This is a genomic window from Pseudobacter sp. (assembly GCF_051955275.1).
Taxonomy (GTDB): Bacteria; Bacteroidota; Bacteroidia; order Chitinophagales; family Chitinophagaceae; genus Pseudobacter.
The window spans coordinates 1-26,998 of the sequence record NZ_JBQCGW010000269.1 but is presented as its reverse complement, the minus strand read 5'-3'; the positions used below and the strand labels follow the sequence as shown (position 1 = coordinate 26,998).

22 protein-coding genes are annotated in these 26,998 nt (G+C 47.8%); 7 read left to right on the top strand and 15 right to left on the bottom strand.

Features of this window, described 5'->3' with window-relative positions; genetic code table 11:
* The 3 genes from ACTHMC_RS23740 to msrB all read right to left on the bottom strand — a co-directional run.
* Positions 1-360 (bottom strand): rhomboid family intramembrane serine protease (locus tag ACTHMC_RS23740; protein ID WP_440417007.1); only part of this gene is annotated, 360 nt, incomplete at its 3' end.
* An 83-nt stretch (positions 361-443) separates the two neighbouring features.
* Entirely contained in the window at positions 444-1,847 is a 1,404-nt protein-coding gene (gene rlmD / locus ACTHMC_RS23735) for a 23S rRNA (uracil(1939)-C(5))-methyltransferase RlmD (protein ID WP_440417005.1), read from the bottom strand.
* Between the two features lie 19 nt (positions 1,848-1,866).
* Positions 1,867-2,460 (bottom strand): peptide-methionine (R)-S-oxide reductase MsrB, encoded by a 594-nt coding sequence (msrB, locus tag ACTHMC_RS23730; RefSeq protein WP_440417004.1) that lies wholly within the window; start codon positions 2,458-2,460, stop codon positions 1,867-1,869.
* A 177-nt stretch (positions 2,461-2,637) separates the two neighbouring features.
* Between msrB and ACTHMC_RS23725 the strand changes: the two genes are divergently transcribed.
* A complete protein-coding gene (locus ACTHMC_RS23725; protein ID WP_440417003.1) occupies positions 2,638-3,219 on the top strand; it encodes an adenylate kinase in 582 nt (193 codons plus the stop codon).
* A 60-nt stretch (positions 3,220-3,279) separates the two neighbouring features.
* Here ACTHMC_RS23725 and ACTHMC_RS23720 read toward each other — a convergent pair whose 3' ends face one another.
* Both ACTHMC_RS23720 and ACTHMC_RS23715 read right to left on the bottom strand, forming a co-directional pair.
* Positions 3,280-4,278 (bottom strand): DUF4421 domain-containing protein, encoded by a 999-nt coding sequence (locus tag ACTHMC_RS23720; protein ID WP_440417002.1) that lies wholly within the window; start codon positions 4,276-4,278, stop codon positions 3,280-3,282.
* A 123-nt stretch (positions 4,279-4,401) separates the two neighbouring features.
* The gene (locus tag ACTHMC_RS23715) at positions 4,402-4,863 is read right to left on the bottom strand and encodes a hypothetical protein (RefSeq protein WP_440417001.1); all 462 of its coding nucleotides are present in this window, start codon (positions 4,861-4,863) and stop codon (positions 4,402-4,404) included.
* A gap of 88 nt (positions 4,864-4,951) precedes the next feature.
* Here ACTHMC_RS23715 and ACTHMC_RS23710 point away from each other — a divergent pair, with 88 nt between their 5' ends.
* Entirely contained in the window at positions 4,952-8,746 is a 3,795-nt protein-coding gene (locus ACTHMC_RS23710; RefSeq protein WP_440416999.1) for a S8 family serine peptidase, read from the top strand.
* Between the two features lie 70 nt (positions 8,747-8,816).
* Here the strand turns inward: ACTHMC_RS23710 and ACTHMC_RS23705 are convergent, their stop codons facing one another.
* Positions 8,817-9,806, bottom strand: coding sequence for a S1C family serine protease (locus tag ACTHMC_RS23705; protein WP_440416997.1), 990 nt, complete (start codon positions 9,804-9,806; stop codon positions 8,817-8,819).
* A 100-nt stretch (positions 9,807-9,906) separates the two neighbouring features.
* Here ACTHMC_RS23705 and ACTHMC_RS23700 point away from each other — a divergent pair, with 100 nt between their 5' ends.
* Positions 9,907-10,374 carry a DinB family protein gene (locus ACTHMC_RS23700; protein WP_440416996.1) on the top strand — a complete coding sequence of 156 codons (468 nt, stop codon included), beginning with the start codon at positions 9,907-9,909 and terminating at the stop codon, positions 10,372-10,374.
* A 70-nt stretch (positions 10,375-10,444) separates the two neighbouring features.
* Here the strand turns inward: ACTHMC_RS23700 and ACTHMC_RS23695 are convergent, their stop codons facing one another.
* Positions 10,445-10,906: a hypothetical protein gene (locus ACTHMC_RS23695; protein WP_440416995.1), complete on the bottom strand. Its 462-nt coding sequence runs from the start codon at positions 10,904-10,906 to the stop codon at positions 10,445-10,447.
* 133 nt (positions 10,907-11,039) lie between these two features.
* Here ACTHMC_RS23695 and paaZ point away from each other — a divergent pair, with 133 nt between their 5' ends.
* On the top strand, positions 11,040-13,088 hold the full coding sequence (gene paaZ / locus ACTHMC_RS23690; protein ID WP_440416994.1) for a phenylacetic acid degradation bifunctional protein PaaZ: 2,049 nt from the start codon (positions 11,040-11,042) through the stop codon (positions 13,086-13,088).
* Positions 13,089-13,106: 18 nt separating this feature from the next.
* Positions 13,107-13,886 carry an enoyl-CoA hydratase/isomerase family protein gene (locus ACTHMC_RS23685; protein WP_440416993.1) on the top strand — a complete coding sequence of 260 codons (780 nt, stop codon included), beginning with the start codon at positions 13,107-13,109 and terminating at the stop codon, positions 13,884-13,886.
* A 74-nt stretch (positions 13,887-13,960) separates the two neighbouring features.
* Here the strand turns inward: ACTHMC_RS23685 and ACTHMC_RS23680 are convergent, their stop codons facing one another.
* From ACTHMC_RS23680 to lptB, 4 genes are all read right to left on the bottom strand, one after another.
* On the bottom strand, positions 13,961-15,883 hold the full coding sequence (locus ACTHMC_RS23680; RefSeq protein ID WP_440416992.1) for an IPT/TIG domain-containing protein: 1,923 nt from the start codon (positions 15,881-15,883) through the stop codon (positions 13,961-13,963).
* A gap of 151 nt (positions 15,884-16,034) precedes the next feature.
* Positions 16,035-16,790: a 3-oxoacyl-[acyl-carrier-protein] reductase gene (gene fabG, locus ACTHMC_RS23675; protein WP_440416990.1), complete on the bottom strand. Its 756-nt coding sequence runs from the start codon at positions 16,788-16,790 to the stop codon at positions 16,035-16,037.
* A gap of 165 nt (positions 16,791-16,955) precedes the next feature.
* Positions 16,956-18,473 carry a GH3 auxin-responsive promoter family protein gene (locus ACTHMC_RS23670; RefSeq protein WP_440416988.1) on the bottom strand — a complete coding sequence of 506 codons (1,518 nt, stop codon included), beginning with the start codon at positions 18,471-18,473 and terminating at the stop codon, positions 16,956-16,958.
* A gap of 28 nt (positions 18,474-18,501) precedes the next feature.
* Positions 18,502-19,287 (bottom strand): LPS export ABC transporter ATP-binding protein, encoded by a 786-nt coding sequence (lptB, locus tag ACTHMC_RS23665; RefSeq protein ID WP_440416987.1) that lies wholly within the window; start codon positions 19,285-19,287, stop codon positions 18,502-18,504.
* Positions 19,288-19,407: 120 nt separating this feature from the next.
* On the opposite strand from lptB, the gene metF reads away from it, so the two are divergent.
* The gene (metF, locus tag ACTHMC_RS23660) at positions 19,408-20,361 is read left to right on the top strand and encodes a methylenetetrahydrofolate reductase [NAD(P)H] (protein WP_440416986.1); all 954 of its coding nucleotides are present in this window, start codon (positions 19,408-19,410) and stop codon (positions 20,359-20,361) included.
* 121 nt (positions 20,362-20,482) lie between these two features.
* Here metF and ACTHMC_RS23655 read toward each other — a convergent pair whose 3' ends face one another.
* From ACTHMC_RS23655 to ACTHMC_RS23640, 4 genes are all read right to left on the bottom strand, one after another.
* On the bottom strand, positions 20,483-21,172 hold the full coding sequence (locus tag ACTHMC_RS23655) for a porin family protein (protein WP_440416984.1): 690 nt from the start codon (positions 21,170-21,172) through the stop codon (positions 20,483-20,485).
* A 228-nt stretch (positions 21,173-21,400) separates the two neighbouring features.
* The gene (locus ACTHMC_RS23650; RefSeq protein ID WP_440416982.1) at positions 21,401-23,350 is read right to left on the bottom strand and encodes a foldase protein PrsA; all 1,950 of its coding nucleotides are present in this window, start codon (positions 23,348-23,350) and stop codon (positions 21,401-21,403) included.
* Positions 23,351-23,355: 5 nt separating this feature from the next.
* Positions 23,356-24,786 (bottom strand): redoxin domain-containing protein, encoded by a 1,431-nt coding sequence (locus ACTHMC_RS23645; RefSeq protein ID WP_440416980.1) that lies wholly within the window; start codon positions 24,784-24,786, stop codon positions 23,356-23,358.
* 144 nt (positions 24,787-24,930) lie between these two features.
* Positions 24,931-25,569 (bottom strand): YceI family protein, encoded by a 639-nt coding sequence (locus tag ACTHMC_RS23640; RefSeq protein ID WP_440416978.1) that lies wholly within the window; start codon positions 25,567-25,569, stop codon positions 24,931-24,933.
* Between the two features lie 309 nt (positions 25,570-25,878).
* Between ACTHMC_RS23640 and ACTHMC_RS23635 the strand changes: the two genes are divergently transcribed.
* Positions 25,879-26,998, top strand: a 1,120-nt coding sequence (locus ACTHMC_RS23635; protein ID WP_440416976.1) for a pyridoxal phosphate-dependent aminotransferase, incomplete at its 3' end; no start/stop codon positions are given.

The following is a 26,998-nucleotide window of genomic DNA, read 5'->3' as shown; positions in this document are numbered from 1 at the left end:
TATTATGCTCAGGTCTACCTGGTAGGCAATCAGATGAATAAGGCCTGCGCCTACACCACAAATGAGGTAAAAGAGCAGGAAACGTTTGGCGCCCCAGCGGTATTCAAGCTGGCTGCCGAAAATCCAGAGCATGAGCATATTGAAGAGCAGGTGGAATATACTGGCCGGACTGTGCAGGAACATATAGGTGAAAAGTTGCCAGAAACCGAAATTCGGCGACTTCACAAAGTACAGTGACAATGGATTGATCAGTGCATCTTTGAAGGTGAGCTCTGCAATCCACATCAGCGCATTGATGATGATCAGATTTTTAATGACCGGCGGAGGCGCCTGAAATCCTCCGAATCTCACTTGTCCCATATTCCTGTTCCTTTTAGTTGCTCTAAATATCGGCATGTTTGCCCGAATGGGCTAACAACCGGATCTGTTTCTTGTTCGTTCGGTTATTTTTTCAGCTTCAGCTGCACCACGTTCTCGATATGGTGGGTCTGCGGGAACATGTCTACCGGCCGTACCCTGGTAACTTCATATTTTTCACCCAGTCTGCTGAGATCCCTGGCCTGCGTGGCAGGATTACAGCTTACATACACTACCAGCGGGGCCTCCATGTCCAGGATCTTCTGCACAAGTTTTTCGTGCATGCCTGCCCGTGGGGGATCGGTAATGATCACATCGGGCTTGCCATGGTGCTGAAAGAAAGCATCGTTGCAGATATCTATCACATCACCTGCAAAGAACTCTGCATGGCCGATATTGTTCAGCGCCGCATTCTCGCGGGCATCATCAATAGCTTCTTTGATAACTTCTACCCCGATTATCTTCTTTGCCAGTTTGCTTACGAACAGACCGATGCTGCCTGTTCCGCAATACAGATCATAAACAGTTTCTGTACCGCTTAGTTCGGCAAACTCCCGCGTAACCTGGTATAATCTTTCACCCTGATGCGTATTTGTCTGAAAGAAAGATTTCGGTCCGATCTTGAACTGAAGGTCTTCCAGCTTTTCTATGATGTAACCTTTACCCGTATAGGCTTTAGGCTCCAGGTCATAAATGGTGTCGTTCTTTTTGGGGTTGATGGTATACAGCAGGGTGGTGATGGAAGGCACTTTCTGCAGCAGGTGATCAAACAGCTTTTTGCGCTGTTCAGCATCATCATACCCAAAGCAAACGTTCACCATCACTTCGCCGGTGGTAACCACCCGGATGATGAGAGTGCGAAGCCATCCCTTGTGTTCACGGATATCGTAGAAGGTATAATCCTGTTCTTTGGCAAAATCCCGGATGGTATTCTTGATGGCATTGGCCGGCTCTGCCATCAGGTGGCAGGTATTGATATCGATGATCTTGTCGAATAAACGGGGAACGTGAAAACCGAGGGCATTTTCCTGGGGCAGGTCACCGCCTGCCGCGATCTCCTGATTGGTGAGGTATCTTTTGTTGCTGAAAGTGAATTCCAGCTTGTTGCGGTAGCGGGCCGTCTGCTCGCAACCCAGGATGGGCTCTATCTCGGGAAGCTCCACTTTGCCGATCCTTTTCAGGTTCTGTGTCACTTCCTGTTGTTTGTAAATAACCTGCTTTTCGTAGGGGAGCATCTGCCATTTGCAGCCTCCGCACACTCCGAAGTGCTGGCAGAAGGGGTCTACCCTGTCTTTTGAAAAGGAATGAAAATGGACCGCTTTACCTTCGGCCCATTCTTTTTTATTTTTGGAAAGGCGCACGTCCACTACATCTCCGGGCACGGCGCCTTCGATAAAGATCACTTTTCCATCCAATCTGGCCAGAGCCTTTCCTTCCGCCGCATAGTCTTCAACTGCAATGCTTTGCAATACCATGTTCTTCTTTCTCATGGTGCAAAGATAACGCCTGCTAGTCTTGTTTATCTTCCTTATATTTCTTCTCTGCCTCTTTGGCTTTTTCAAAATCCAGCACTACACCGTTGATGCAGTAACGGAGGCCTGTTGGAGGGGGGCCGTCGTCAAATACATGTCCCAGGTGGCTCTTGCAGCGGCCGCAAACTACTTCTGTACGTTGCATTCCGTGCGAGTTATCCGGATTATAGATGATGCTACCCTTGGTTACGGGCTCGTAAAAGCTTGGCCAGCCGCATCCGCTCTCGAATTTGGTATCAGATCTGAACAGCGGGTTACCGCATACGGCGCAGTAATAAGTGCCTATCTCTTTGGAGTGCTCGAATTTGCTGCTCCATGGCCGCTCCGTTCCTTTCTGGCGCGCAATGTTGTAAACATCCGCAGGCAGGATCTTCTTCCATTCTTCTTCCGACAGGTTCACTTTGGTGGAATCTGTACGGGAATAAACCGGGTTGTTCTCTTTTTTTGTACTATCCATATGCTGTTTTTTCTGATTGGGAGGTGGTGTTTGCGAGTAGCTGCACTGCTGCAGTGCAGTGAGCATCAGGAGTATCAGGGGCAGAATCAGCACCCTGTGCAGGTTTCGCTTCATAGTCATTTTATTATAACAAATTTACGCACGCAGAGTTTGCGGGGATCTTACACAATTGAAAATTAACAGATGTTAGTAGTATTGTCTAATGCTTTTTTAATTAGAAACCCCCGGATGTTAAAGGATTTCTAACGATCATGGTTTATATTTGTCCCTTCACCAAGTGTAGTAAGTATCATGTTCAATTTGATTTTATTCGGACCTCCCGGTAGCGGAAAGGGCACTCAGTCAGATAAACTGATAGAACAATACGGATTATTGCATCTCTCAACGGGCAACCTGCTCCGCGAAGAGATTGCCAATAAAACCAAACTGGGCCTGGAAGCCAAAAGTTATATGGACCAGGGCCAACTGGTGCCCGATGAGGTTGTGATCGGTATGATCCGTTCCGCGCTGAACGCCAATCCAGAAGCCAAAGGCTTCCTGTTTGATGGTTTCCCCCGCACAGTTGCACAGGCGGAAGCGCTTGACAGCTTGCTGGCAGAACTGCAGGAAGAGATCTCCATCGTGCTGGCTCTGGAGGTTTCCGAAGACGAGCTGGTTCAACGCCTTCTCAACCGCGGCAAAACCTCCGGCAGAAGCGACGACACCAATACAGACGTGATCCGCGCCCGCCTTGTAGAGTATGAGAACAAAACTTCTCCTGTTGCAGGCCACTACTCCAAATTTGGAAAAGTGAAGCATGTGAAAGGTGAAGGAAGTATCGACGAAATCTTCAGCGCCCTTACCAGGGAGATTGAATCAAAGCAATCTGTATAAGTAACTATATTCTGAAGTCGCCCGTCACCCAGGCGGGTGACTTTTCTTATTTTGTTCAGCTCAGCTATTGGACCTGAACACTTTTATCTTTCTCTTCAACTTCGGCCCCGGATCGAAGCGCCAGGCAGCATTTACCCGCACATTTCCTGTATTGATACGGTACCTGCCGGACTCTCCCTTTGTTTGAAATGTATTGTTCACCCAGGTAACACTGAAATTCTTTCTTGAATCATTATAACCAAGCCCGATCCTGTACATGATATCCGGACTGATGGTCACCTTCCTTTCCGGGGTTCCATAGCGTATATCTTTCTGGAAATTGATGGGGAAGCTGCCGGTGATGCCTCCCATGGCAAAGAACCTTTCTTTGTGTACATACGTATAGGCATAACCGATACCCGGCCCTATATCGAAATACCTGAATTTGGTAACACCCCGCTGATCATACATGGCTTCCATTACGGCAGGCACAAGTGCACTGTCCGCTTTTGTATAACCATAATACACTTCGCCACCCACCAGCAGGCTGCCTGCGGATTTCTTCTGCCATTCAGTTTGCAACATGGCTGCCCGCATGCTCAGTTTATCCCAGTCAATAATGTAATAAGCTGCAACACCCATATGCCGGACCCGGATATCGGGGCGGGTATACCATCCCTTGTTAGGCATGGCCGTTCCTTCCGGATAGAGATAAAAACCTTTGTAGAACTGCCCGAAGAGGTCAATACTCATCTTACGGGTATAGATATGCGATTGAAGATCGAGGTAGCGGGTTTTGCCTTTGCCTCCGTCGCCCCGGTTGAGGAAGTTGAATCCATAAGCCAGGTTGAGCGTGAACCAGCCATAGGTGGCGCCTACCCCGAAATTTAGTGTAGTATTTGGTCTGTAACGGAGATCGTCTGCCCGGTTTTTGGCCCGGAGGATAAGATTGGTGTATTTCTGGGAGAAGTACACCCTCCCGGTGACCTTATCGGTATAAGACTCATAATAATCCGAATCATATTCTGCACTTCCCTGAGCAGCAGCCGTAAAGCAGCCAGCCAGCAGCGTCATGAACATCCATCCTTTTTTAAATAAATCCTTGTGCTGCATTGCGTTCTATCCGCTTTACATGTTTACAATATAATCCCGGTACAATTGTTATGCAAATTGTATACCCCCGGTTACAGACGCTTATCAGCATCAATACACGGCGTCGTAATCAGCCCTGACTTCCACTTCCGTATATTTTCCTTTTGCTACGGTTACGGGCGCGATGTTGTTCTTTTCATCGAAGAGGTTTGCGTAGAAGCGGTCGTCCTTCTTTATAAAGATGGAATATTGGCCGGGCGGAAGTTTGACTTTGAATTCGCCCTTTTTATTTGAGTTTACCTGTTTGATCAGCCTGGTATTGATAGCGGTGTAGAAAGGCGCATAGGCTTCGGATCGGGTCACCTGGCTGATATTGGTAAGTTCGTAAATATACAAAGTGGTCTGTAGTGGCTCGGGCGCCGGGAGGGGACGGCTGGGAGAAGGCATCTGGTTACCCTTAACCAAATGGATCAGCCCTCTTATCCCTTCCTTTCTGCCGAAGATGCAAGTATAAGAACTCAGCACGGTGAGCATTAAAAATGCCAGTGCCGGAAGCCCAAGTTTATTTCGCATCATTGCCATGTTATATTAAATTTAGGGAGTGCAATTACCCGGTAACCAACCAAATTATTGCTTTTTCAGTACATATTAAAAACTTTACATGCCCCGGAACAAATTTACACTATTCGTAATCGTGTTGTTGACAGGCAGCCAGGCATTTTCTCAATCCCGTACACAGTCAGAGACACTTCGCAAAGCAAGCGAGAATCAGGCCGCAAAAGAGCGGATAGACCATGTGAAATTGCAGGAACTGGCAAAGAAGAAAAGCTGGCCGCTTACGGTGAACAGAAGAAATGGAGGAATAGCTGTTCTTATAAGAGTTGACGGCTCAGGCAACCCTGTTTACCTTTCCACGGAAAGCAACCAACTGGCAGCAGCCACTATCGGCACCAACCAACTCTGGTCCGGCGGTAGCCTGGGCCTCAGCCTCAGCGGCAGTTCCAATTCAGTGAAGAGTAAACTCGGACTCTGGGATGGAGGTAACGTACGTGCCACGCACGTGGAGCTGGTTGGAAGAGTAGCCAACAAGAATGTTGGCACTAACAACGATCACGCCACGCACGTAGCCGGAACTATGATAGCCACAGGAGTCAACCCCCTCGCAAAAGGAATGGCCTACCAGCTACAAACCCTCGAAGCATATGATTTCAACAGCCATATTTCAGAGATGCTTGGAGCTGCGCCCAATCTCCTGGTGAGCAACCACTCATACGGAGAAATTGCCGGATGGAGTTTTAATGAAACGCAAAACAGGTGGGAGTTCTGGGGACCAGATGGCTCCGTGGAAGACCCTCGCTTCGGACAGTATACAGACGAAACCCAAACCTGGGACTCTATCGCCTACAACGCTCCTTTTTACCTGATCGTAAAATCATCAGGCAATAACAGGGATGAGAACGGTCCCGCTGTTGGAGCAGACTATTACAGACGGAATAGTGAAGGTGTATGGACTTTAGGTAAGCGCCCGGCAGGCATCAGCAACAATGATGGCTATGATATCATTTCATCATATGGTACCGCCAAGAATGTGCTCACCGTTGGCGCCGTGAATCCTGTCGCTCTCGGTTATTCAACTACTGCCGACGTAGTGCTCAGCAGCTTCAGCAGCTGGGGCCCTACCGATGACGGCCGCATCAAGCCCGATATTGTGGCCGACGGCGTGGATCTGCTGAGCAGTGTTGCCTCCGGTGATAATGCTTATTCCAGTTTCAGCGGTACATCCATGGCAACTCCCAACGTTTCCGGCTCGCTTATACTGCTGCAGGAATATTACGCACAGCTCCATGCAGGTGCCTTCATGCGCTCTTCAACATTGAAAGGGCTGGTTATCCATACCGCAAATGAAGCCGGCCCGTCAAACGGTCCTGACTACAAGCACGGATGGGGACTGGCCAATATCGCCAAAGCCGCTACTGTTATCAAAGACGATAACAGCCCGGCCAAACTGCAGGTAATTAAAGAAGAAACTATCAACAATGGCAACACCTTTACATTTAACGTAGTAGCTTCGGGCAACGGCCCTCTGGTGGCTACCATCTGCTGGACAGACCCCAAAGGAGGCATCACTTCTGCCAATACACTGAACAGTACTACACCCAAACTGGTGCACGACCTTGATCTCCGGATCACACAGGGCGCCACTACATTCATGCCATGGAAACTGAATCCGGCATCCCGTGATGCTGCGGCCACTACCGGAGACAATATCCTTGACAACGTGGAGAAGATCGAGATCCCCAACGCTGTTCCCGGCCGTACATACACCATAACGGTAACGCATAAGGGCACCCTGGAAAGAGGATCACAAATTTTCTCTCTCATCATCAGCGGAGTGGGCGGTGCAGCCGCCTGTACTTCAGGCCCCACAAATACCAGCGGTGCAAGAGTGAACGGTATCAAGCTGGGAACCCTGGACTTTACAGCCGCCTCCACCAATACCTGCACCAACTATGTTGACAATACTGGTTCAGTGGCTTCCATAGAAACAGGCATTGCCTATGCACCCACACTCACGGTGGGAACCTGCGGCGGAGAGAATCTCCCATCCATCGGATTCAAATTTTTTGCCGACCTCAACAATAACGGAACTTTTGATCTGCCTGCTGAATTATTATACACTTCCGCAGCGGTCACACCCAATACACCCACGCATACATTCACTTTTAATGTTACCCTGCCGGTGACAATTAAATCGGGACAAACAATTCTTTCCCGCATTGTATTGGTGGAAACCGCCAACCCCTCCTCCATTACCAGTTGCGGCACTTACACCAAAGGCGAGACTCACGATTTCCTTTTGAAAACATTGCAGCCTTCCAAAGATCTGGGTGTTGCAGAGATCATCTCTCCTTATGATGAGGATTGCGCCAATGGTCCGCAGTATGTGGCTATCAGACTTCGGAATATGGGCACTCAGTCGCAAAGCAATGTGCCCTTCTCCATGAAGATCACAAAAGGCGCTACAACAGTTTTGAATACCAATGGTACTTTCCCGGGAACTATTCCTGCAGGAGGAAGTGCAGTATACACCTTGCAGAACACCATTACTCCTGAAGCCGGCGCCACGTACACGGTTGAAGCCAGCACTACTTTCGCAGGTGACCAGAATGCCAGTAATGATAAAATAACCACTACTGTGAATATCGCTCCGGCGCCTGCTCCACCAACGGACGGCTCCGCTGAGATCTGTAATAATAACCTGGTAAATTTCAAAGGCAATCCAACCAATGGAGATATTTATTTCTGGTATGATGCGGCCAATGCAACCACTCCCATTGCTGCAGGTACAAAATCATCCAGCACTGTGATCACAGCTGATAAGAAGTATTTTGTTGGAAAGAATAACAGTACAATCAACATAGGGCCTGCAAGTCACAGCACATTAAATACTACCGGTTCCTACAGGAAGTTCAATGCCTACTTTATGACCTTCAGCAATACAGCTCCGGTAATGATCGAAAGTGTGCGGTTATACATCGGGTTTGCAACTCCGGGCAGTAAATTAAAATTCACTGTAGCCAGGAACCTTACCTGGAATACCAACAGCTACAACTACACGCCGGTAAGCGCAACAGAGATCGATGTGTATCCAACCGACCCAACTCCCGGCAACAGCCAGAGTTATCAGCCAGATGACAACGGGGCCGTATTCACCCTGAACCTGCAAGTGACCACTACCGGCACACATTATATCATCGTTACACAGGAAGCAACGGACAATGTGGAACTTTTTGCCAATAACAACCTGGCCGCAACACCTTATCCCACAGGCATTACAGGCGTATTTACTTACACCAGCAATATCCAGCAGTTTATCAATAATGACCAACAGAAATACTGGTTCTTCCTGTACGATACAAAACTCCGCTTCCTGAACTGCCCCAGTACCGGCAAATCAGAAGTATTAGCCAGCAGCATGTTGCCGCCATCAATTACTATCGCAGGAAATGTACTTACAAGCAGCTCCGCCACTGGCAACCAATGGTACAGAAATGGCACTGAAATAACAGGAGCTACAGAAAAAACGTATGTAGCCACTACAGCCGGCACTTATACTGTTGTTGTGAGATCGGAATTCAATTGCGCCCTCACTTCCAATGAGATCAATTACACGGTAACCTCTGTACCGAATGTAGATCCGGCGGCCATTGGTCTGAAGATACTGCCCAACCCGAGCAGCGGAAGATTTGTGGCAGACTTCACCGTTACCAAAAAAGCAGATCTGAATATCGCGATCCTGAATACACTCGGACAAAAAGTTTTCGAGAATAATTACCCAGGCTTCATCGGCAGGTTCAACAAAACTGTTGAGGCCGCACATCTCACCACAGGTGTGTATATGCTGAGGATCCAGCACGACAATAAGAATTATCTCACCAAACTCATCATCCGGTAAACTCCCGGTAGTACATATTTAAAGAGAGATCCCGGCCATTGAGCCGGGATCTCTCTTTAAATCAATAATCTTATTTCATTTCTCCGGGAATCACTTCTACCGTTACCTTCCTTCCATTGCGCAGCACATCCAGCTGTAACCTTTGTCCTATAAAGCTTTCAGTCAACTGTTTGTGCAGATCATCCACAGAACCAACTGCTGTTTCGCCGATGCCCACAATGATATCACCGGTATTCAGCTGCCGGTTATAAGCAGGACTGTCTGCTTCCAGTTCAAATACATACACTCCTGTTTTTTTCTGCAGCTTGTTGGCGGCAATCATCCGGTCAGTGAGGTTGACCAGCTGACCTGCAATACCAAGATAAGCGCGCTTCACTCTGCCGGTCATGATCAGCCTGCCGGCCACATAAGCGGCAAGATTGGAGCTCACCGCAAAACAGATCCCATGGGCAGTAGGGATCATGGCGGTGTTCACACCGATCACCTGACCGGAGGAGTTCACCAACGGTCCACCGGAATTACCGGGATTGAGACTGGCGTCAGTCTGTATCACATCATCTATCAACCTGCCGTTGCTGGCTCGCAATGTGCGGCCAAGTGCACTGACCACACCGGCTGTTACGGTATGCTGCAACCCCAGCGGGTTGCCGATAGCAACTGCAATCTGGCCGGGTTGCAGATTTGAAGAATCTGCAAAAGCCAGTGCTTTCAGGTTATTCTCATAGATCTTCAGCACGGCAATATCCGTTGAAGGATCAGTGCCTCTCAGTTCAGCCACCACTTTCCTGCCATCGGATAATGATACCCTGATATCCTTTGCCTGTTCTATTACGTGATTATTGGTAACGATAAAACCATCTGAAGAAATGATGAAACCAGAGCCACTGCCAGGCGCGTCGCGCTGCTGGCGGGTCCTGGGATCTGTTACCTTTTTGATAACTTCTATGTGCACTACTGCTTCCGCAGTATCATGCACCACTCGGGTGATTGTGCCGGAATAAGCATCCAGCAAACCCTGGTCAGCATGCTGAACCAATTGCAGGGGATAGTCGTTTTCCATAAATGCAATGGCTCAAAACCTGCACCAATCCGGTAATCTGTCATGCTGACACATTTTTTTATGTAAATTGTGCTATTATGCCCATTATTAAACAACCAATATGATGAACCAGCAGCATGTGAATTTTCTGAAGCAGGATTTTGTTTTCCACCTGAAACACCTGGCGCCGGATGCACAACCCGCATGGGGCAAGATGAATGGCCAGCAGATGGTGGAACATATGGCTGAGATGCTGCAGGTTGCCAGCGGCCGCCAGCAATACCCGGCAGTTGCCGATAAGGAAACAACAGAAAAAACATATGCTTGGCTGATGACCGACAAACCTTTCAGACCCAATACCGTTAACCCTTTATTGCCTGAGGAGCCCAAGCCTACCCAATACAATACCATGCAGCAGGCTATCGAGGCTCTTCAGAAAGAACTGGATCATTTCTTTGAAGTATTTGAAAAGGATCCGCAACTGAGGGTACTGAACCCTGTTTTCGGAAACCTCAACTTTGAAGAGCAGGTTCAACTGCTGTACAAGCATACACAACATCACCTGAAGCAATTCGGACTGATCAGCTGATCCCGTTGAACGATAAAACAAAAGCCTGCATTTCTTGATGCAGGCTTTATAATTTCCGGGTAAGCGACTGTTATTTCTTAAACAGCGAATCCGCTTTTTTCAGGCTGTTGAGGATATTATCGCGCACGATATTCACTTTCATCAATTCTCCCTGCAGGTATGGCTCAGCATTTGCGCCGGTTGCAGAGTCCGTGTTGAAACCAACCATCCAGTCATTCATACCATTCTCCGCATTGATCAGCTGCTGCTGAAGCGTCATCACTTCCTGCAGATAGGATTTATCCTGTTTGCCTGCGGGTAATTTCTGGATACTGTCGATTTTCGATTGTGCAAGCCCGTTATTCTTCTTCAAAGCGCCCATTTTTGCCATTCCGATATCATGTCCTTCCATTACATCGTGGTAGAGAGAGTCTTTTTTTGTTTTCAGATCTTTGGAATAACCATCTTTACGCTCAGGTGTAGTTTCCTGTGCGTTGTTACAGGCCATTACCATCATACTGATCACAGCCAGCGAAGCAATTGATTTTATCATACTTTGTGTTTTTTACACAACGGAAAGCTATCTTTTTCCATTGGTCCCGGCAAAAATACATTCCTGTTAATAAAATCACTAAATCCGGCCCGATTTATTGCTTTGCAGTACTTTCGTGGCATTAACTTGCTATATGATCAAACTCGAAAACTATGTGACCGGTAAATGGATTGCCGGCGATGGAGAAGGTCAGACATTATACAATGCAGTTACCGGCGCTCCATTGGGCTCAACTTCAACAAAAGGACTTGATTTTGCATCCATCCTGGAATATGGGAGAACCAAAGGCAATCCCGCATTGCGTAAAATGACCTTTCATGAAAGAGGACTGATGCTCAAAAGCCTGGCACTCATGCTTCGCGAACATTTACCGGAGCTTTATAGCCTGAGCTATAAATCCGGCGCAACCAAAGCAGACAGCTGGGTGGATATCGAAGGTGGCATCGGTAACCTGTTCTCTTATGCTTCCCTCCGCAGAAAATTTCCCAATGAACCTTTTGCCGTTGACGGTGATCCTGTTTCACTGAGTAAAACAGGCAGTTTCATGGGGCATCATATCCTGGTCCCCAAAGAAGGCGTGGCCATTCATATCAATGCATTCAACTTTCCCGTGTGGGGGATGCTTGAAAAGATTGCAGTGAACCTGCTGGCAGGTATGCCCGCCATCGTGAAACCCGCAACGGTTACTTCCTATCTCACAGAAGCCGTAGTTAAAAAGATCATCGCCTCAGGCATCCTGCCCGATGGTGCCCTCCAGTTGCTGGTTGGTTCTGCCGGTGACCTGCTTGATCATGTTACCGAACAGGATGTGATCACCTTCACAGGTTCCGCCTCCACCGGTAAAATGCTTAAATCACAGCCACGCATCCTTGCAGAGAACGTGCCTTTCACCATGGAAGCGGATTCACTGAACTGTATTGTGCTGGGCGAAGATGTTACACCGGACATGCCGGAGTGGGACATCTTTGTGAAAGAGGTAAGAAAAGAAATGACCACCAAGGCAGGACAAAAATGTACTGCTATCCGCCGCATTTTTGTTCCTGAAAATAAAATGGAAGATGTGTGGAAAGCTGTGGGCAAAGCACTCAGTCAAACCACCATCGGCAACCCTGAGAACGAAAAAGTGCGCATGGGTTCCCTCGCCGGGCAAAGCCAGCGCGAGGAGGTGATGGCGCAGGTGCAGAAGCTGCTGGCCTCTTCCTCCATTGTATATGGCTCCCTCGACAGCGTGGAAGTTATTGATGCAGACGCAAAGAAGGGCGCATTCATGAGCCCCTTGCTGCTGTTGAACCAAACGCCTTTTGAATCGAAGGAAGTACATGAAGTGGAAGCATTCGGACCTGTTAGCACCATCATGCCTTACAAGAACCTGAACGAAGCCACTGTACTTGCCAAGAAAGGCAAAGGCTCACTGGTTTGTTCCGTAGTGACTGCTGATAATAAGATCGCGAAAGATTTTGTGCTGGGCGCAGCTTCCCACCATGGACGCATCCTGGTGCTGAACCGCGAAGACGCCAAAGAAAGCACCGGACACGGATCGCCGTTACCCATGCTGGTGCATGGCGGCCCGGGCCGCGCCGGAGGCGGCGAAGAAATGGGCGGCGTAAGAGGCGTGAAGCACTACATGCAGCGCACCGCCATCCAGGGATCGCCCACCGCCATTACTGCCATCACCAATGTGTACCAGGCAGGCGCGGCAACTACAGAAGACGAGAAACATCCATTCAGAAAATTTTTCGAGGAATTGCAGATCGGAGACACCCTGCACACGCATAAGCGTACTGTAACGGAAGCAGACATCGTTAACTTCGCCAATGTAAGCTGGGACCATTTTTATGCACATACCGATCATACTTCACTGGAAGGCACCATTTTTGAAAGGCCTGTAGCTCATGGCTACTTCATTCTGAGCGCAGCCGCTGGTTTATTTGTGGATGCAAAGAAAGGACCGGTGATGCTGAACTACGGGCTGGATGAATGCCGTTTCCTAAAACCTGTGTATGCAGGCTCCACCATTGGAGTAAAACTTACCTGTAAAGAAAAAACGGAGCAGGAAAAGAAAGGGGATGATGATATTGCAAAAGGAATTGTGAAATGGCTGGTGGAAGTAACCGATCAACTGGACGAACCGGTTGCCATTGCCACTATTCTCACTATGGTCAGAAAGAAAGATCAGGGCTAATTCAAAAAACATTTATCTATGATCAGGGAAATTCAACAGGGCCATGTAAAGGCCGAAACGCATAATGGGATTACCACCATCGAGTTCTACCACCCCCAGAGCAATTCCTTGCCTGGCAAACTACTGGAAGAACTGGCTCATGCCATTCATGGAGCAGGCAATGAAAGCGATACCAAAGTGATCGTTCTCCGCTCTGCCGGGGAGAAAGCCTTCTGTGCAGGTGCTTCTTTTGATGAGCTGGTGGCCATTCAGAACAAAGAACAGGGACTTGAATTCTTCAGCGGCTTTGCCAATGTGATCAATGCCATGCGCAAATGCCCGCAGTTCATTGTTGCCCGTATCCAGGGCAAATGCGTGGGCGGCGGTGTAGGCATTGCAGCAGCGGCTGATTACGCCATTGCCGTGGAAGGCGCAGACGTAAAACTGAGCGAACTGGCGGTAGGCATCGGACCTTTTGTAGTAGGCCCCGCTGTGGAAAGGAAGATCGGGACTGCAGGTTTCGGACATCTGTCCATCGATGCTACCATGTGGCGCAATGCTGACTGGGCAAGAAGAAAAGGACTGTTTGCAGAACTGCACAACAGCGTTTCAGATATGGATGAATCCATCGCCCGCCTTACTCAAACACTCTCTCATTCAAGCCCACAGGCCATGCATGAACTGAAGAAGGTATTGTGGAAAGGAACTGATCACTGGGACCAGCTGCTGGTGGAAAGAGCAAAGATCAGCGGAGAGCTGGTATTGAGCAGCTTTACCCGCAATGCTATAGAGCAGTTCAAAGCGAAAGCAAAAAAATAGACAGAATAAACTGTCGGTTAAAATATAAACGGCCTGCGACCTGTTGAATAAAGGTCCCAGGCCGTTTCAGTTAATTAAGGAATGTACTCATACACTTCTCCGTTGTATCCGATACCAAATATCCTGTTGTTCACAACAGTCAGATAATTAACGTAGATAGCATCTGTAGAATTGATCAGCTTCCATTCATCATTTGTGGGGTTGTACTCATACAGGTCGTGAACCGCTTTCACATACCCCTTTCCGTTATAACTGAAACTGGCCGCGCCATCTGTGACAACTTTAGCATCAGCTACCGGCCCGGTGGTACCACTGCCAGAAAACGAAAAGAATGCTTTTTTCATATTATTGGCAACATCTTTGCCATGCCCGATATAAGCGTTGTTATCCAGTACAAAGCAACTGTTGTTAATAAAGCCTGCGCTGCGCAGGTCAACAATTTCTCCTTCGCTCCAGTTCAGGTTGGTATTATCGAACTGATAGATCTTACGGGCGCCGGCTCCATTTCCCAGACCTGCATAAAGCGTATTATTAATGACAAAAGCAACGCCACCCCCTGAGTTATCAGGAAGGAGCCCTGCGTCTCTCCACGTATTATCGCCCAGGTCGAGATAATCAACATCGCGCTTGTACGAATTTGCGCTGATCAATCCTCCGATCACAAAAACCCTGTTTCCGAGCGTTGCATAACTAACATCGTAACGCGGCGTAACAATAGTCGGAATGGCAACCGGTGTTGACCAGGTGTTATTTGCAATACTATATTTGGCATATGTATTATTAAGTCCCCCGGTTGCATTCTTACCGAGTCCAACAAATATTTCATTATTCTGAACATACATGAACCCTTTCTCATAATACTGTCCGGCTACTGCATCCCGTAACTTCTTCCACACATTGGTGACTACAAAAGGTTCAGCAGTCAGGTACTCCAGGTTATTCGATTTCAATTTGATCTTATCCCCAACAACACTGGCATGCGTTGGAATATGGAACCTGATCTCTGTCTGATCCGGAGCCCTGTAAGGAAATGATGTTGCAGGGATGCCATTGATTTCAATGGAAGCCCCAACTCCCAAACGCTTTCCTTTTAATGACACCAAAGTTCCTTTAGGTCCTGACTTCGGGGAAAACTCTGTAATGGTAGCTTTATATTTAAATTCATTGACAGACTGAACAAAGAGTCCGTTGGCCGTAACACCTATCTTCCCGTCTTTACCGGCAACTGGTGCTTTTACCACAATTGCTGTGGAATTGCAGCTTTCTATCTCTGCGGAAGTTGCCACACCGCCACCAAAAGCTACTTCAATATTTTCTCTGTTGTCACTGAAGTTCACACCGGTGATGGTGATCACCTGGCCTTCTTCGGCACGGTCCACAGACAAACCAGTGATACGTGGAGGCGCAATAAAATCAATGGCACTGAGGGCTTCCAGGTTGCCATTTGTGACCCTGATCTTTGCGGTAAGCACGTCAGCAGGCACAACGGCCTTCAGTGTGGTGGTGTTAACGAAGGTGGTGGTGGCAGGCAGTGTACCAAAGAATGCCTTACTCTGATTGGAGAAGCGCTCACCTGTGATTGTTACTTCCACACCGGCAGCTCCTTTCGCAGGATCAAAACCGGAGACCCGCGGTGCACTGGCATTCACCTTGAAATCAGTGGCTGAAGTAGCTGTTATATCATTTACCGTTACTGTGATCTTACCATTGCCAGCTCCTTCAGGAACCTTTACGGAGAGCTCGGTCGTCTTTGCTTCTGAGACTACTGCTGCAACACCATTGAACTTTACCTTGTTCTCTGCTTTTTCCTGTGAGAAGTTTTTCCCGGAGATCACTACAGTATTGCCGATTGCGGCTTCTGCGGGACTGAAAGAGGTGATAGAAGGATCATTCTGCGCTGTAGCCTTGTCTTTATCTTTTTTACAGCCTGCGATACTCACCCCCAGCACTGTCATTGCGATTGCAACAACCTTGAAAGGTTTGCCAATTGTTTTCATTTCTTGGGTTTTAGGGATCCAAGGTATCCCACCACCTGTTGTATGTCAACCGGATTCGGTTGAATCAACATTTATCGGCCTTCAGTAAAAGCAAAAGCCTGGTCAGATGCCAGGCTTTCGATTATATGGTTACCGGCAGGCCGGCACTGTATTAAATGTTCAATCCACCACAAACGCTCAGTACCTGTCCGGTGATATAAGTACTCATATCCGAAGCCAGGAAGAGCGTGGTATTGGCAACTTCTTCGCCGCTGCCGAAACGGCCGAGAGGAATTTTTTCAAGGAATGCCTTGCTGGCATCGCCATCCTTGAGGTAGTGGGTCATATCGGTTTCAATGAAACCGGGGGCTATGGCATTGCAACGGATATTCCGGCTGCCCAGTTCATGTGCAACAGACTTGGTAAATCCGATGATACCGGCTTTGCTGGCTGCATAGCTGCTCTGGCCTGCGTTTCCACGGATACCGATAATGGAACTCATATTGATGATGCTGCCTTTCTTGGCTTTCATCATGGGGCGGATCACTTGCTTTGTGATATTGAATACACTTTTCAGGTTGATGTTCATTACATCGTCCCACTGTTCTGGCGTCATGCGGAGCAGGAGGTTATCTTTAGAGATGCCCGCATTGTTCACGCAAACGTCGATGGTGCCGAATTCTTTCACCACATCATTTACAAATTGTTCGCTGGCTGTAAAATCGCCAGCGTTGCTTTTATAGGCTTTGGCTTTTACACCAAGTGATTCCAGTTTTTGCTGAAGAGCTGCTGCCTTGTCTGCACTGCTGTCGCTAACGTATGTGAAAGCAATATGTGCACCCTGCTCAGCCAGTTTCACAGCAATCGCTTCACCGATTCCGCGGGCCGCTCCAGTTACAATGGCAACCTTGTTGTCGAGTAATTTCATGGTTGGTTGAATTTTTATAAAACGAGCACAAATAAAATGAATTTATGCAATACGAGGATTTTTTTATTAATGGGGAAATGGCTGTTTGTCAACTTAACGTTCGCCGGAGGCGAACAAATAGACGTCACTCGCGGGGACGCGAGCGACTGGGCACACTCTGATACATCAAGTAATTCCAGCCAGGATCTTGATCTCTTCGAGGTGGATGCGCTCATTGCTTAAGCGGGTAACTTTGTGCTGCCCTCCCAGCTTACCCCGGCTCTTGAGCCAGTTGCTGAAAATGCCTTTCTCCAGGGAATGTACAATGGGCATGCGGAGTGCAATATCCTTGTGTCGCTTGGCTTCGTAATCACTGTTGAGGGTTTTCAGGGAAGCATCCAGTTCTTTGGTAAACACAGAAAGGTCGGAAGGGTGCTTCTCAAATTCGATCAGCCATTCATGCGCCCCGTTGCTTCCCTCACTGAAGTATACAGGGGCGGCGGTATAGTCGTTCACCACGGCACCGGTAGCTGCTGAAGCAGCGGCGATGGCTACATCAGTATTGTCTACAATCACTTCTTCCCCGAAGGCATTCATATAATGTTTGATCCTTCCGCTCACCTTGATGCGGAAGGGTTCAAGGGATGTGAACTGAACGGTATCGCCCACCAGGTAACGCCAGAGACCTCCATTGGTGCTGATCACCAGGGCATAGTTCTTTCCCTTTTCCACTTCGCTCAGGCCGATGGTATGCGGGAATTGCTTACCATATTCCTCCAGCGGCATGAACTCCATGAAGATACCATGGTCCACGAAGAGTAGCATGCCTTCTTCTCCCGGCACATCCTGTGCGGCAAAGAAGCCTTCGCTGGCATTGTACATTTCAAGATAATTGATCTTCTTACCAATGATCTTCCGGAATTGCTCACGGTAAGGCGTAAATGAAACGCCGCCGTGCATGTAGAGCTCGAGGTTGGGCCATACTTCTGCGATCGACTGCTTACCGGTTATCTCCAGGATACGGCGGAACAGTACGAGCGTCCAGGTAGGCACACCTGAAATGGAAGTCACATTTTCGCGGATGGTGCTCTGGGCGAGCATTTCGATCTTGCTTTCCCATTCGTCCATCAATGCAATGCTGAGATCAGGTACACGCAGCCAGTTGCCCCAGAAAGGTGAATTTTGCAGAAGTACCGCGCTGAGATCGCCATACTGTGCTTCGTGATTCAGGGGATTGATGGTATGGCTTCCTCCCAGCACCAGGCCTTTGCCGGTGAGCAGTTCTGATTCGGGATGGTACTGATAGTACATGCTGAGCACGTCCTTGGCTGCTTTGTAATGGCAATCTTCAAGGCTTTCATCGCTTACCGGAATGAACTTGCTTTTATCTGAAGTGGTGCCGCTGCTCTTGGCAAACCAGTAGATGGGGGTATTCCAGAGAACATGCTGTTCTCCTTCCATGGTCCGCTGGATATAAGGTTTCATATCCTCGTATTCATGTACCGGAACGGTTTGCTTGAAAGAGCGGATATTGAAGAGTGTTGAAAAATTGTATTTTTTGCCGAATTCTGTGTATTGTGCCGCAGTCACCAGGTCCTGCAATACTTCGCGCTGTGCATCCTGGGGATGGGTTTTCCATCCTTCGATACGCCATAGCCTCATGCGGGCCAGCGATGATATAGCAGGCGATAATAGTTTCACCATGGCAAAATAAAGAATTTACAGGAATAGTCTATTGATTGGAAGCCCCTTCCACGGATCTGAGTGCCTCTTCGTGAAGATAATCCTTCCGTTTGAGCTCAAAATTCCTGCCCAGGTAAAGCCTGCGCACCTGTTCGTCGGCGGCCAGCTCTTCCGCCGTTCCGTGCTTGAAGATCTTTCCATCAATCAGCAGGTAGGCACGGTCACAGATACTGAGCGTTTCATTTACGTTATGGTCAGTGATGAGAATACCGATATTCTTGTATTTCAGCCGGGCCACCACACCTTGAATATCTTCTACGGCAATGGGGTCTACACCGGCAAAAGGCTCATCCAGCAGAATGAACTTGGGGTCCACGGCCAGTGCCCTTGCTATCTCCGTTCTTCTTCTTTCCCCACCGGAGAGGCTGTCTCCATTGTTCTTGCGAACGTGGTGGAGGCGAAACTCATCCAGCAGGCTTTCCAGCTTGGTACGCTGTTCAGCCCTGGTCAGCCTGGTCATTTCCAGTACCGCCTTGATATTGTCTTCCACACTCAATTTGCGGAAAACGGAAGCTTCCTGGGGCAGATAGCCGATCCCCAGCTGTGCCCTTTTATACATCGGGAGCCTGGTGATCTCTTCATTATCCAGGAATACCTGGCCTTCATCGGGTTTGATCAGGCCTACCACCATATAGAAGTTGGTGGTTTTGCCAGCCCCGTTAGGCCCCAGAAGGCCCACGATCTCTCCCTGCTTAACCTGTACGGATACATGGTTTACAACGGTACGTCCTCCATATATCTTTACCAGGTCTTTGGTGTGAATTTCGCTGATCAAGTGTTTCGTTATTTATACAAAAATACTCATCCAAATTCAAATACCCTTAGCCTCCCGGAATTTAACAGCTATTTGCCATCCGGATTTCCTTACATATGTTTGCAGGCCAATTAACCACTCATGAAAGTAATCGACCATATCAAGCAGGCCAAAGAAACCCTGGTATCCTTTGAGATCCTACCCCCTCTTAAAGGAAAGACCATCAATTCCATTTATGACCACCTGGATCCCCTGATGGAGTTCAAGCCTTCTTATATCAATGTTACTTATCACAGGAGCGAGCACGTTTTCAAGAAAAAGGCCGATGGCACTTTCGATAAGGTGGAAGTGCGCAAGCGCCCTGGCACCGTAGGGATCTGCGCCGCTATCATGAACTATTACAAAGTAGATGCAGTTCCCCACCTCATCTGCGGCGGCTTCAACAAACGCGAAACCGAAGACGCCCTGATCGATCTCAATTTCATTGGTGTTGACAACGTATTGGTACTTCGGGGAGACGCAGCCAAGAATGAAACCACTTTTGAGCCGGAGATCGGCGGCAACCGTTATGCACTGGACCTGCTGAAACAGGTGATGAACCTCAACAACGGGATCTATCTGGAAGAAGATATCCGTGATGGCTTCCGCACCAATTTCTGCATTGGCGCAGCCGGTTATCCTGAAAAACATTTTGAGGCACCCAACCTTCAGACAGACCTGGCCTATCTCAAAGCCAAGGTAGATGCAGGCGCAGAATATGTGGTCACCCAAATGTTCTTCGACAATCAGAAATACTTCAATTTCGTAAAAGCCTGCCGCGATGCAGGGATAGATATCCCCATTATTCCAGGCCTGAAACCTATCACCAGCAAAAAACAGCTGAGTGTGATTCCCCGCACTTTCCACGTTGACATTCCCACTGATTTCAGTAATGAGATCATGAAATGTAAGACCGATGCGGAAGTTGAACAGGTTGGAACCGACTGGTTGCTGCAACAATCGAAAGAACTGAAAGCCGCCGGTGTACCCGTTCTTCACTATTACACCCTCGGTAAGCCGAAGGTGATCTACAACGCTGTTAAGGAGATCTTCTAGTTCTTTATAAAAGCTTAAAGGCTTCTGCCGGATCCGGACCACAACGCTTTGTTGTTGTTATCCGTTCGCCCAGCAGAAGCCTTTTTCTTTCGCTGTTCTTCAATGTCTTCTTACTGTTTTTCTATAAGCCGATACCTACTGAGAGGCTAAGCACCCTGTGCTTGTTCTTGTTGTCTTCTCCATTGTCAGCTCCTGATTGCAGTTTGGTCAAACCATGTCCGTAGTTAACCTGAACCAGGAATTTGTTGATGATAAGACCGGCAGTGGCATTCAGACCTGCATCAAAACGACGCATGATACCAAGGCCTACTCCTTCTTCTTCATTCAGTGTGGTAGGATCATCGTTGCTGAATTCAATATTGTCTTTGCGGCTGTATTCAACTCCCAGGATCTTTCCTTCGATCTTTCTTTTACCAGCAACACCCATTGCGATGTATGGACCTGCACCTACAAACAGTTGTGAATTAGTTTCAAGAGGGATCTTGAAAACCGCATTCACAGGCAGTTCTATATACATAGGATTAGTGGTGGCTTTGTAATAGTTGTTGTCTGATGAATTTCCGTTTTGAATTTTGGAACCTTTACCTGTGAACAATAAACCCGGTTGAATGGCAAAGAACTGTCCGATCGGAAGATCAGCCATTACACCTACGTGCCAGCTAGCTAGTGTCTTTGCATCATCCACGTCGCCATCGCTTGAATTGGAAATATTGGCCAGGTTAAGACCTCCCTTGATAAACACTTTGCTCTGCTGTGCCATTGTTGCCATGCTCAGTGAGCAGGCTGCTACAATCATAATCAGTGGTTTCATACGCTTAATTTTAAGTACAACTTTCTCTTAAAAAAAACTGTGCCAGGCAGCATATCTTAACTTAATCTACCCTTAAAATATATTCCAATCTGTATAGAAAAAGCAACATTTTTTAGGGGAGTGAAGAAGATAAAACACAATATGTACTGATTTACAGACACTTCTTAAAACACGAACGCCGCAGTGTATTAAAGACATTGCGGCGCTACATATAAATACTTACTGTTTTTACTTTGGCAGGGATTTCACCACAGATTCTTTCACTTTCACCGGATATTTTTTCTTCAGCTCCGCAATCCATTTATCCTCGAGCATGGCCTGGTAGTCATTCACAACAAAGCCTCTTGCATCAGCAAAGCTGCGTGGGCTTCTTTCTATGAATACCTTTATTATATATGCGAATGTAACTGTGTGGTCTGTTTCATTCTTTACCGGTGCAGTGATCAATCCATTAGTGAAGTTGGTTCGGCCAACAACAGGGATCTGCCCCAGTTCAAATCTTCCAGAGTCTGCCTGCAATGTTCCATTGCTGTTTTCTGCAATTGATTTCCACGCAGCCGGATCGGCTTCCAGTTTTTTTCTGGCATCATCAGCAGCCTCCTGGCTGCCGGCGGTGAACATTACAGCCTCAGCACTGGCATCCCACCAGTATTTGTTTTTGTTGGCTTCGTAATAACGTTGAAGGCCAGCTGAATCTGCACTGGCCACATCCCATACATTATGCTGCATGATCTCAAACAGCAGGTTGCCATCTTTGAATTCCTGCAACTGGTAAGCAAAATCGGGGTTGAATGTTTCCAGGTTATCCCTGTAATAATCGAATACTGATCTTTCCTTGAACGCTGCATACAGCTTTTCGGCAGGCAGACTGCGCATGTTTTCCAGACGCATCATGGATTCCAGGAACTCTTTGAAATCGTTGAAATGGTATTGTTTGTCTTTAACTACAAAGAGCATGGAGTTGTTTGTTACAAAGAACCCTCCCTTAGGATTACGTCCCTGCAGGAGACTGTCCGCATACTGCATTATCATTGGTGTGGGAGCAGTGGATATTTCTTTGAAGAGCACTTCTTTCCTGATCTTATCAAACAGGATATCCTTTGCCACATTCATGCGGTCGCTTTGCAACACCTGTATCCGTAAGCCTTCGAGGAATGTTTTATCCGAGAGATCAGCAGGAAGAGGAATGCGTGCGAGCCTTTTGATGATATGAACACCGTATTCGGTTTCAACAGGAGCGCTGAGATCGCCATCTTTCTGAAGAGAAAAAGCTGCCTTCTCAAATGCAGGTGCATAGCGGCCTACGCCAAACTCCATGATCTCTCCGCCTGCCTGATAACTGGTATTGTCTGTACTGAATTGCTGCGCAAGCTGTTTGAAATCGGCACCCTGCTTCAGCAGGTTCATGATGGAATCAGCGCGCTTGCGGCTGGCGGTTTTCTGTTCTTCAGTAGCGTCGGGCACCCAGCCAATCAGGATCTGCGCTACATGTACTTTACCAATGGCAGGGCGCTCTCCCAGGTTCTTGAAAATATGGAAACCGATATTGGAACGCACAGGCTCCGATATTTTACCGGGAGCTGTTTTATATACTGCCGATTCCATCACGTATGGAAGTACCAGTGAGGTTATATAACCGATCTCTCCTTTGTTTTGCTTTGCAGCAGGATCTTCTGAAAGCTGCAAGGCAAGCTGCGCAAAATCTTCCCCGTTCTGCAGGCGCTTATGGATGTCATTGATCTTGTCATGCGCCCTGGCCACGATATCAGGAGCGGCATGTTCATCCGCAGCTATAAAAATATGCGCAACGGAAATATCTTTCTTTGAACGATCCGCTGCTTCTTTGATGAGCACATTCACACTGGCGTCATCGTTCATATAATTATCAACTACCTGCAAGCGGAAATTGCTGAGCTCTGCCAGTTGTACCGGCAGGGTGTCCATTCGCTGATCATAGGCAGCCTGTACTTTCAATTTGAAGCGGGTGTACAGTTCCAGGTAATCGCGATAGGATTTATCAGTGGATTGTTCAGTTGTATTATTCTTGTTGTAAGCTCTGAGGAATTCTTCCTTGCTTACCGCCTTTTTGCCATAGGTAAAGATCGTTTGAGCCAGGCCGGTAGCAGAGCAGCCCAGGATCAGGGCGGCAGTGGCCAGTGCTTTAGGGGAAGGTCTCATTGGAATCAGTTGGTATTTGATTTCTTAAGTTTTAAGTTGATGATCTCATCCATCTGCAGGTAATCCAGTTTCTTGGCCACTATCCGCTTGTCTTTGTCCAGCAGGTACAGTACCGGTGTCTGGAATACATCATACAACTGGCGGAACGAAGGCTTTCCGGCGCTTTCCTCTGCGGCCTGCTGGGATGGTAACTGGTAAACGTGTATCCAGTCTTTGAGATTGTTTTCGCGGATATACTTTGTCCAGGTTTCTTTACCACCATCAACCATTACACCGTATACCTTGATGCCCTGGGCCTTCCATTTGGCCTGGAAGATAGAGTCTACCTTAGGCACCACCGTTTTGCAATGGCTGCAGGTAGGATCCCAGAAACAGAGGACGATCATTTCTCCTTTCACATTATACAGTGCGGCGGGCTTGTCAGAAGTATCCACCATTTTCATGTCTGGTGCTGCCAGGCCCAACTGGTTGGCCATCAGGCTATAGGCACGTTTGGTAAGATGGTCGCGGTATTCCTGGGTGAAGAACTCCGCCTCACCGGGATTGATGAATTTTTCAAACAGGTGCACAAACACAGCATCCTGTCCCATGTATTTTGGATTGAGGTATTGCTGCACAAATTTCACCATCAGGAATTTGTACATCTCTTTTCCTGAACGGGCATAGAGCAGCATATAATCCACTTCTGGTTTGATGGAATCAGGTTCGGGAGACACCAGGCGCTCGAAATATTTATCAAGTTTGGCTTCAAAGAAAGGAGTTCTCACCAGGCGGTCGTCATTGAATTCCACCCCATCCCAGAAATGATCTTTGAAGTACCGGTAAGCATAATTGGAATCATATTTACCTCCGGGATGTTTGGCAGCAGGTGGGATAGTGGGCTCTTTCATGGCCTGGAGAAGGGCGGCCAGCAGGGATTCAGGGTTGGCCTTTACGATACTGTCGCGGTAGTGCTGCATCTTTGCATCCAGCCTGTTGATCCTGGCCTCCACTTCTTTTTTCTGTGTGCTGGCAGCCAGTTCAGACCTTGCCTGGCTGATAGCCATGCCGGTTTCATTGGCAAAACGGGAGTAAGACTGGAAGAGGGTATTCTCTTTGGATCCTATATAACTCACGCCAGCCGGCAGTTTTGAAGAATCTGCGTCGATGGCGAAATGCTGTTGTTTGTCTATCAGTACTTCAAACAGTATCTGCTTACCGGGAGAAACTATAAAGTAAATACCGCCTGGCAGGGCTTCCTTACCATGAAAAGTTCCTTTGCTGTTGGCATCCAGCACTACGGAATCCGCCAGTGCTTTCATTTTACCATAATAATAGCCCAGGTAAACTTTCTCGTTCTTATAAGGCTTGAGTGTAAGGCCGATATTATATCCCTGCTGTGTAAACGCAGTGGTTACGGCAAGGATCAGTAGGGAGGAGATCAACAAGTTTTTCATGATAGCGATTATCAAACTGGCTCTAATATATTAAAAAATAAATGGCTGGCTTGTTAAGCAGATGCGAAGATAACCCCAAAATGAAGGAGGAGGCACCGGTTTCTTCGATGCCTCCTCCCTTTTTAAACCGGAATGGTTACCGGACTATTGTTTGGCTTCGTTGAGCTCGATATTAACAGTCACGTCTACATCTTTACCAACTGTCATACCACCGGCTTCTGTGATACGGTTCCATTTCAGGCCATACTCAAAACGGTCGATAGTGGTTTTAGCTTTGAAACCTGCTTTGGCGCCACGGCCACCGGCCACGGTACCACCGTAGGTTACATCAAAAGTAACAGGTTTGGTGATATCGCGTACAGTGAGCTGGCCTTCCAGTTTGTACTTATTGCCACCTACTGGTTTGAAAGCAGTGCTCACGAATGTGATGTTGGGGAATTTCTCGGCATTGAAGAAATCATCTCCCTTCAGGTGCTTGTCCCTTCCTTCATTGTCTGTACTGATAGAATTCACGTCGATGGTGAAATTCACTTTTGCATCGGAGAAATCAGCTTTCTCTGCTTCAAAAGTACCATCGAACTTTTTGAAAGATCCTTCTGTTTCGGAAACCACCATATGCGTTACTGTAAAGCGTATGTTGGAATGTGACTTGTCGAGCACCCATTTGGTGGCAACCCCCTGAGTGGCGGCTGCAGTAACGGTTTCAGGAGCAGATTTTCTGAATGCGGTAAAAATGATACCGGATGCTGCCAGCATTGCAGCGGATAATACCAGTTTTTTCATGTTTGGAGCGATTTGGCGTTTAGACATTATTAAAGATAGAAGATTAATTTCAGCGAATGGTTTCGATGGTTGAATATAATATTGATTTGATATAGACGACTAAAATTGGCAATAACCTGTACCGTCTGCACGGATTTACACGCCTGGTCATTGGGTGGATACGTACAGGGATGGCTTTGGGTTGTGCCAGCTTGTTTAACCGGTGGTCTGACGGCTGTAAAAGCGGCTTTCGTCAATTATTTGCGCCATTAACTAACGAGCGTTAATTTTTAACCCGTTTTCCTGTTGGAAGTTCTTTATTTTTGCGGCATGAAACTCAGTCATCTTTCCGAAACCCTGATCGGGTCAGAGATCGTGAAACTTGGAGGCGAGATCAAAGAAAAGATACGCCAGGGCGAAAAGATCTACAATTTTACCGTAGGTGATTTCGACCCTTCTATCTTCCCCATCCCTGCCAGACTGCAGGAGGAGATCATCGATGCCTACCGCAATCATTTTACCAACTATCCCGCTGCCGAGGGCAATCTCGATCTGCGTGAGGCCGTGGCTGCTTTCATCAAAGAAAGGGAGCAGATCCATTACTCACATGCAGAGATCCTGATCGCTGCAGGCGGAAGGCCCCTGATCTACAGCCTGTTCAGGGCTATTGTGGACAAGGGTGATAAAGTGGTGTATGCAGTACCTTCCTGGAACAATAATCACTATACGCATTTTGTAGAAGCACAGCACGTTCTGGTGGAGGCTACTCCTGAGAACAATTTCATGCCCACTGTTGAGCAACTTCGTCCGGTGATCAAGGGAGCCACCCTGTTAGCGCTTTGTTCACCACAGAACCCAACCGGCACCACTTTCTCTGAAAAGGAACTCACAGCTATCTGTGACATGATCCTGGAAGAGAATGCCAGCCGCGGTGAAGGAGAGAAGAAGCTTTATGTAATGTTCGACCAGATGTACTGGCATCTCACGTTCGGGGATATCCGCCACCATAACCCGGTGAGCCTCCGCCCGGCTATGCAGCAGTACACCATCTTCATCGATGCCATCAGTAAGGTGTTTGCCGCCACCGGTGTTCGCGTAGGTTGGGCAATGGGCCCTAAAACGGTCATCGATAAGATGAAGGCTATCCTGAGCCATATCGGAGGATGGGCGCCCATGGCTGAACAGAAAGCAACTGCTAAATTTCTTTATAATAAAGAAGCGATCGACGAATACCTGACCGGATTCAAAGCCGCTATTGAAGCCCGCCTCCGCGGAATCTACAATGGATTGAGCGAACTGAAGCAGGAAGGTTTTGCAGTAGACGCCATTGCTCCACAGGCGGCCATTTATCTTACTATCAAATTCGATCTGAAAGGAAAGAAGACCGCTGATGGCAAGGTACTGGAAAAACAAAGCGATGTTACGGCTTACCTGCTGAGCGCCGCCAAGC

Coding starts and splice junctions, on each gene's coding strand:
- rlmD (WP_440417005.1), bottom strand. CDS start 1,847: ATGAGAAAGAAGAACATGGTATTGCAAAGCATTGCAGTTGAAGACTAT.
- msrB (WP_440417004.1), bottom strand. CDS start 2,460: ATGAAGCGAAACCTGCACAGGGTGCTGATTCTGCCCCTGATACTCCTG.
- ACTHMC_RS23725 (WP_440417003.1), top strand. CDS start 2,638: ATGTTCAATTTGATTTTATTCGGACCTCCCGGTAGCGGAAAGGGCACT.
- ACTHMC_RS23720 (WP_440417002.1), bottom strand. CDS start 4,278: ATGTTCATGACGCTGCTGGCTGGCTGCTTTACGGCTGCTGCTCAGGGA.
- ACTHMC_RS23715 (WP_440417001.1), bottom strand. CDS start 4,863: ATGCGAAATAAACTTGGGCTTCCGGCACTGGCATTTTTAATGCTCACC.
- ACTHMC_RS23710 (WP_440416999.1), top strand. CDS start 4,952: ATGCCCCGGAACAAATTTACACTATTCGTAATCGTGTTGTTGACAGGC.
- ACTHMC_RS23705 (WP_440416997.1), bottom strand. CDS start 9,806: ATGGAAAACGACTATCCCCTGCAATTGGTTCAGCATGCTGACCAGGGT.
- ACTHMC_RS23700 (WP_440416996.1), top strand. CDS start 9,907: ATGATGAACCAGCAGCATGTGAATTTTCTGAAGCAGGATTTTGTTTTC.
- ACTHMC_RS23695 (WP_440416995.1), bottom strand. CDS start 10,906: ATGATAAAATCAATTGCTTCGCTGGCTGTGATCAGTATGATGGTAATG.
- paaZ (WP_440416994.1), top strand. CDS start 11,040: ATGATCAAACTCGAAAACTATGTGACCGGTAAATGGATTGCCGGCGAT.
- ACTHMC_RS23685 (WP_440416993.1), top strand. CDS start 13,107: ATGATCAGGGAAATTCAACAGGGCCATGTAAAGGCCGAAACGCATAAT.
- ACTHMC_RS23680 (WP_440416992.1), bottom strand. CDS start 15,883: ATGAAAACAATTGGCAAACCTTTCAAGGTTGTTGCAATCGCAATGACA.
- fabG (WP_440416990.1), bottom strand. CDS start 16,790: ATGAAATTACTCGACAACAAGGTTGCCATTGTAACTGGAGCGGCCCGC.
- ACTHMC_RS23670 (WP_440416988.1), bottom strand. CDS start 18,473: ATGGTGAAACTATTATCGCCTGCTATATCATCGCTGGCCCGCATGAGG.
- metF (WP_440416986.1), top strand. CDS start 19,408: ATGAAAGTAATCGACCATATCAAGCAGGCCAAAGAAACCCTGGTATCC.
- ACTHMC_RS23655 (WP_440416984.1), bottom strand. CDS start 21,172: ATGAAACCACTGATTATGATTGTAGCAGCCTGCTCACTGAGCATGGCA.
- ACTHMC_RS23650 (WP_440416982.1), bottom strand. CDS start 23,350: ATGAGACCTTCCCCTAAAGCACTGGCCACTGCCGCCCTGATCCTGGGC.
- ACTHMC_RS23645 (WP_440416980.1), bottom strand. CDS start 24,786: ATGAAAAACTTGTTGATCTCCTCCCTACTGATCCTTGCCGTAACCACT.
- ACTHMC_RS23640 (WP_440416978.1), bottom strand. CDS start 25,569: ATGAAAAAACTGGTATTATCCGCTGCAATGCTGGCAGCATCCGGTATC.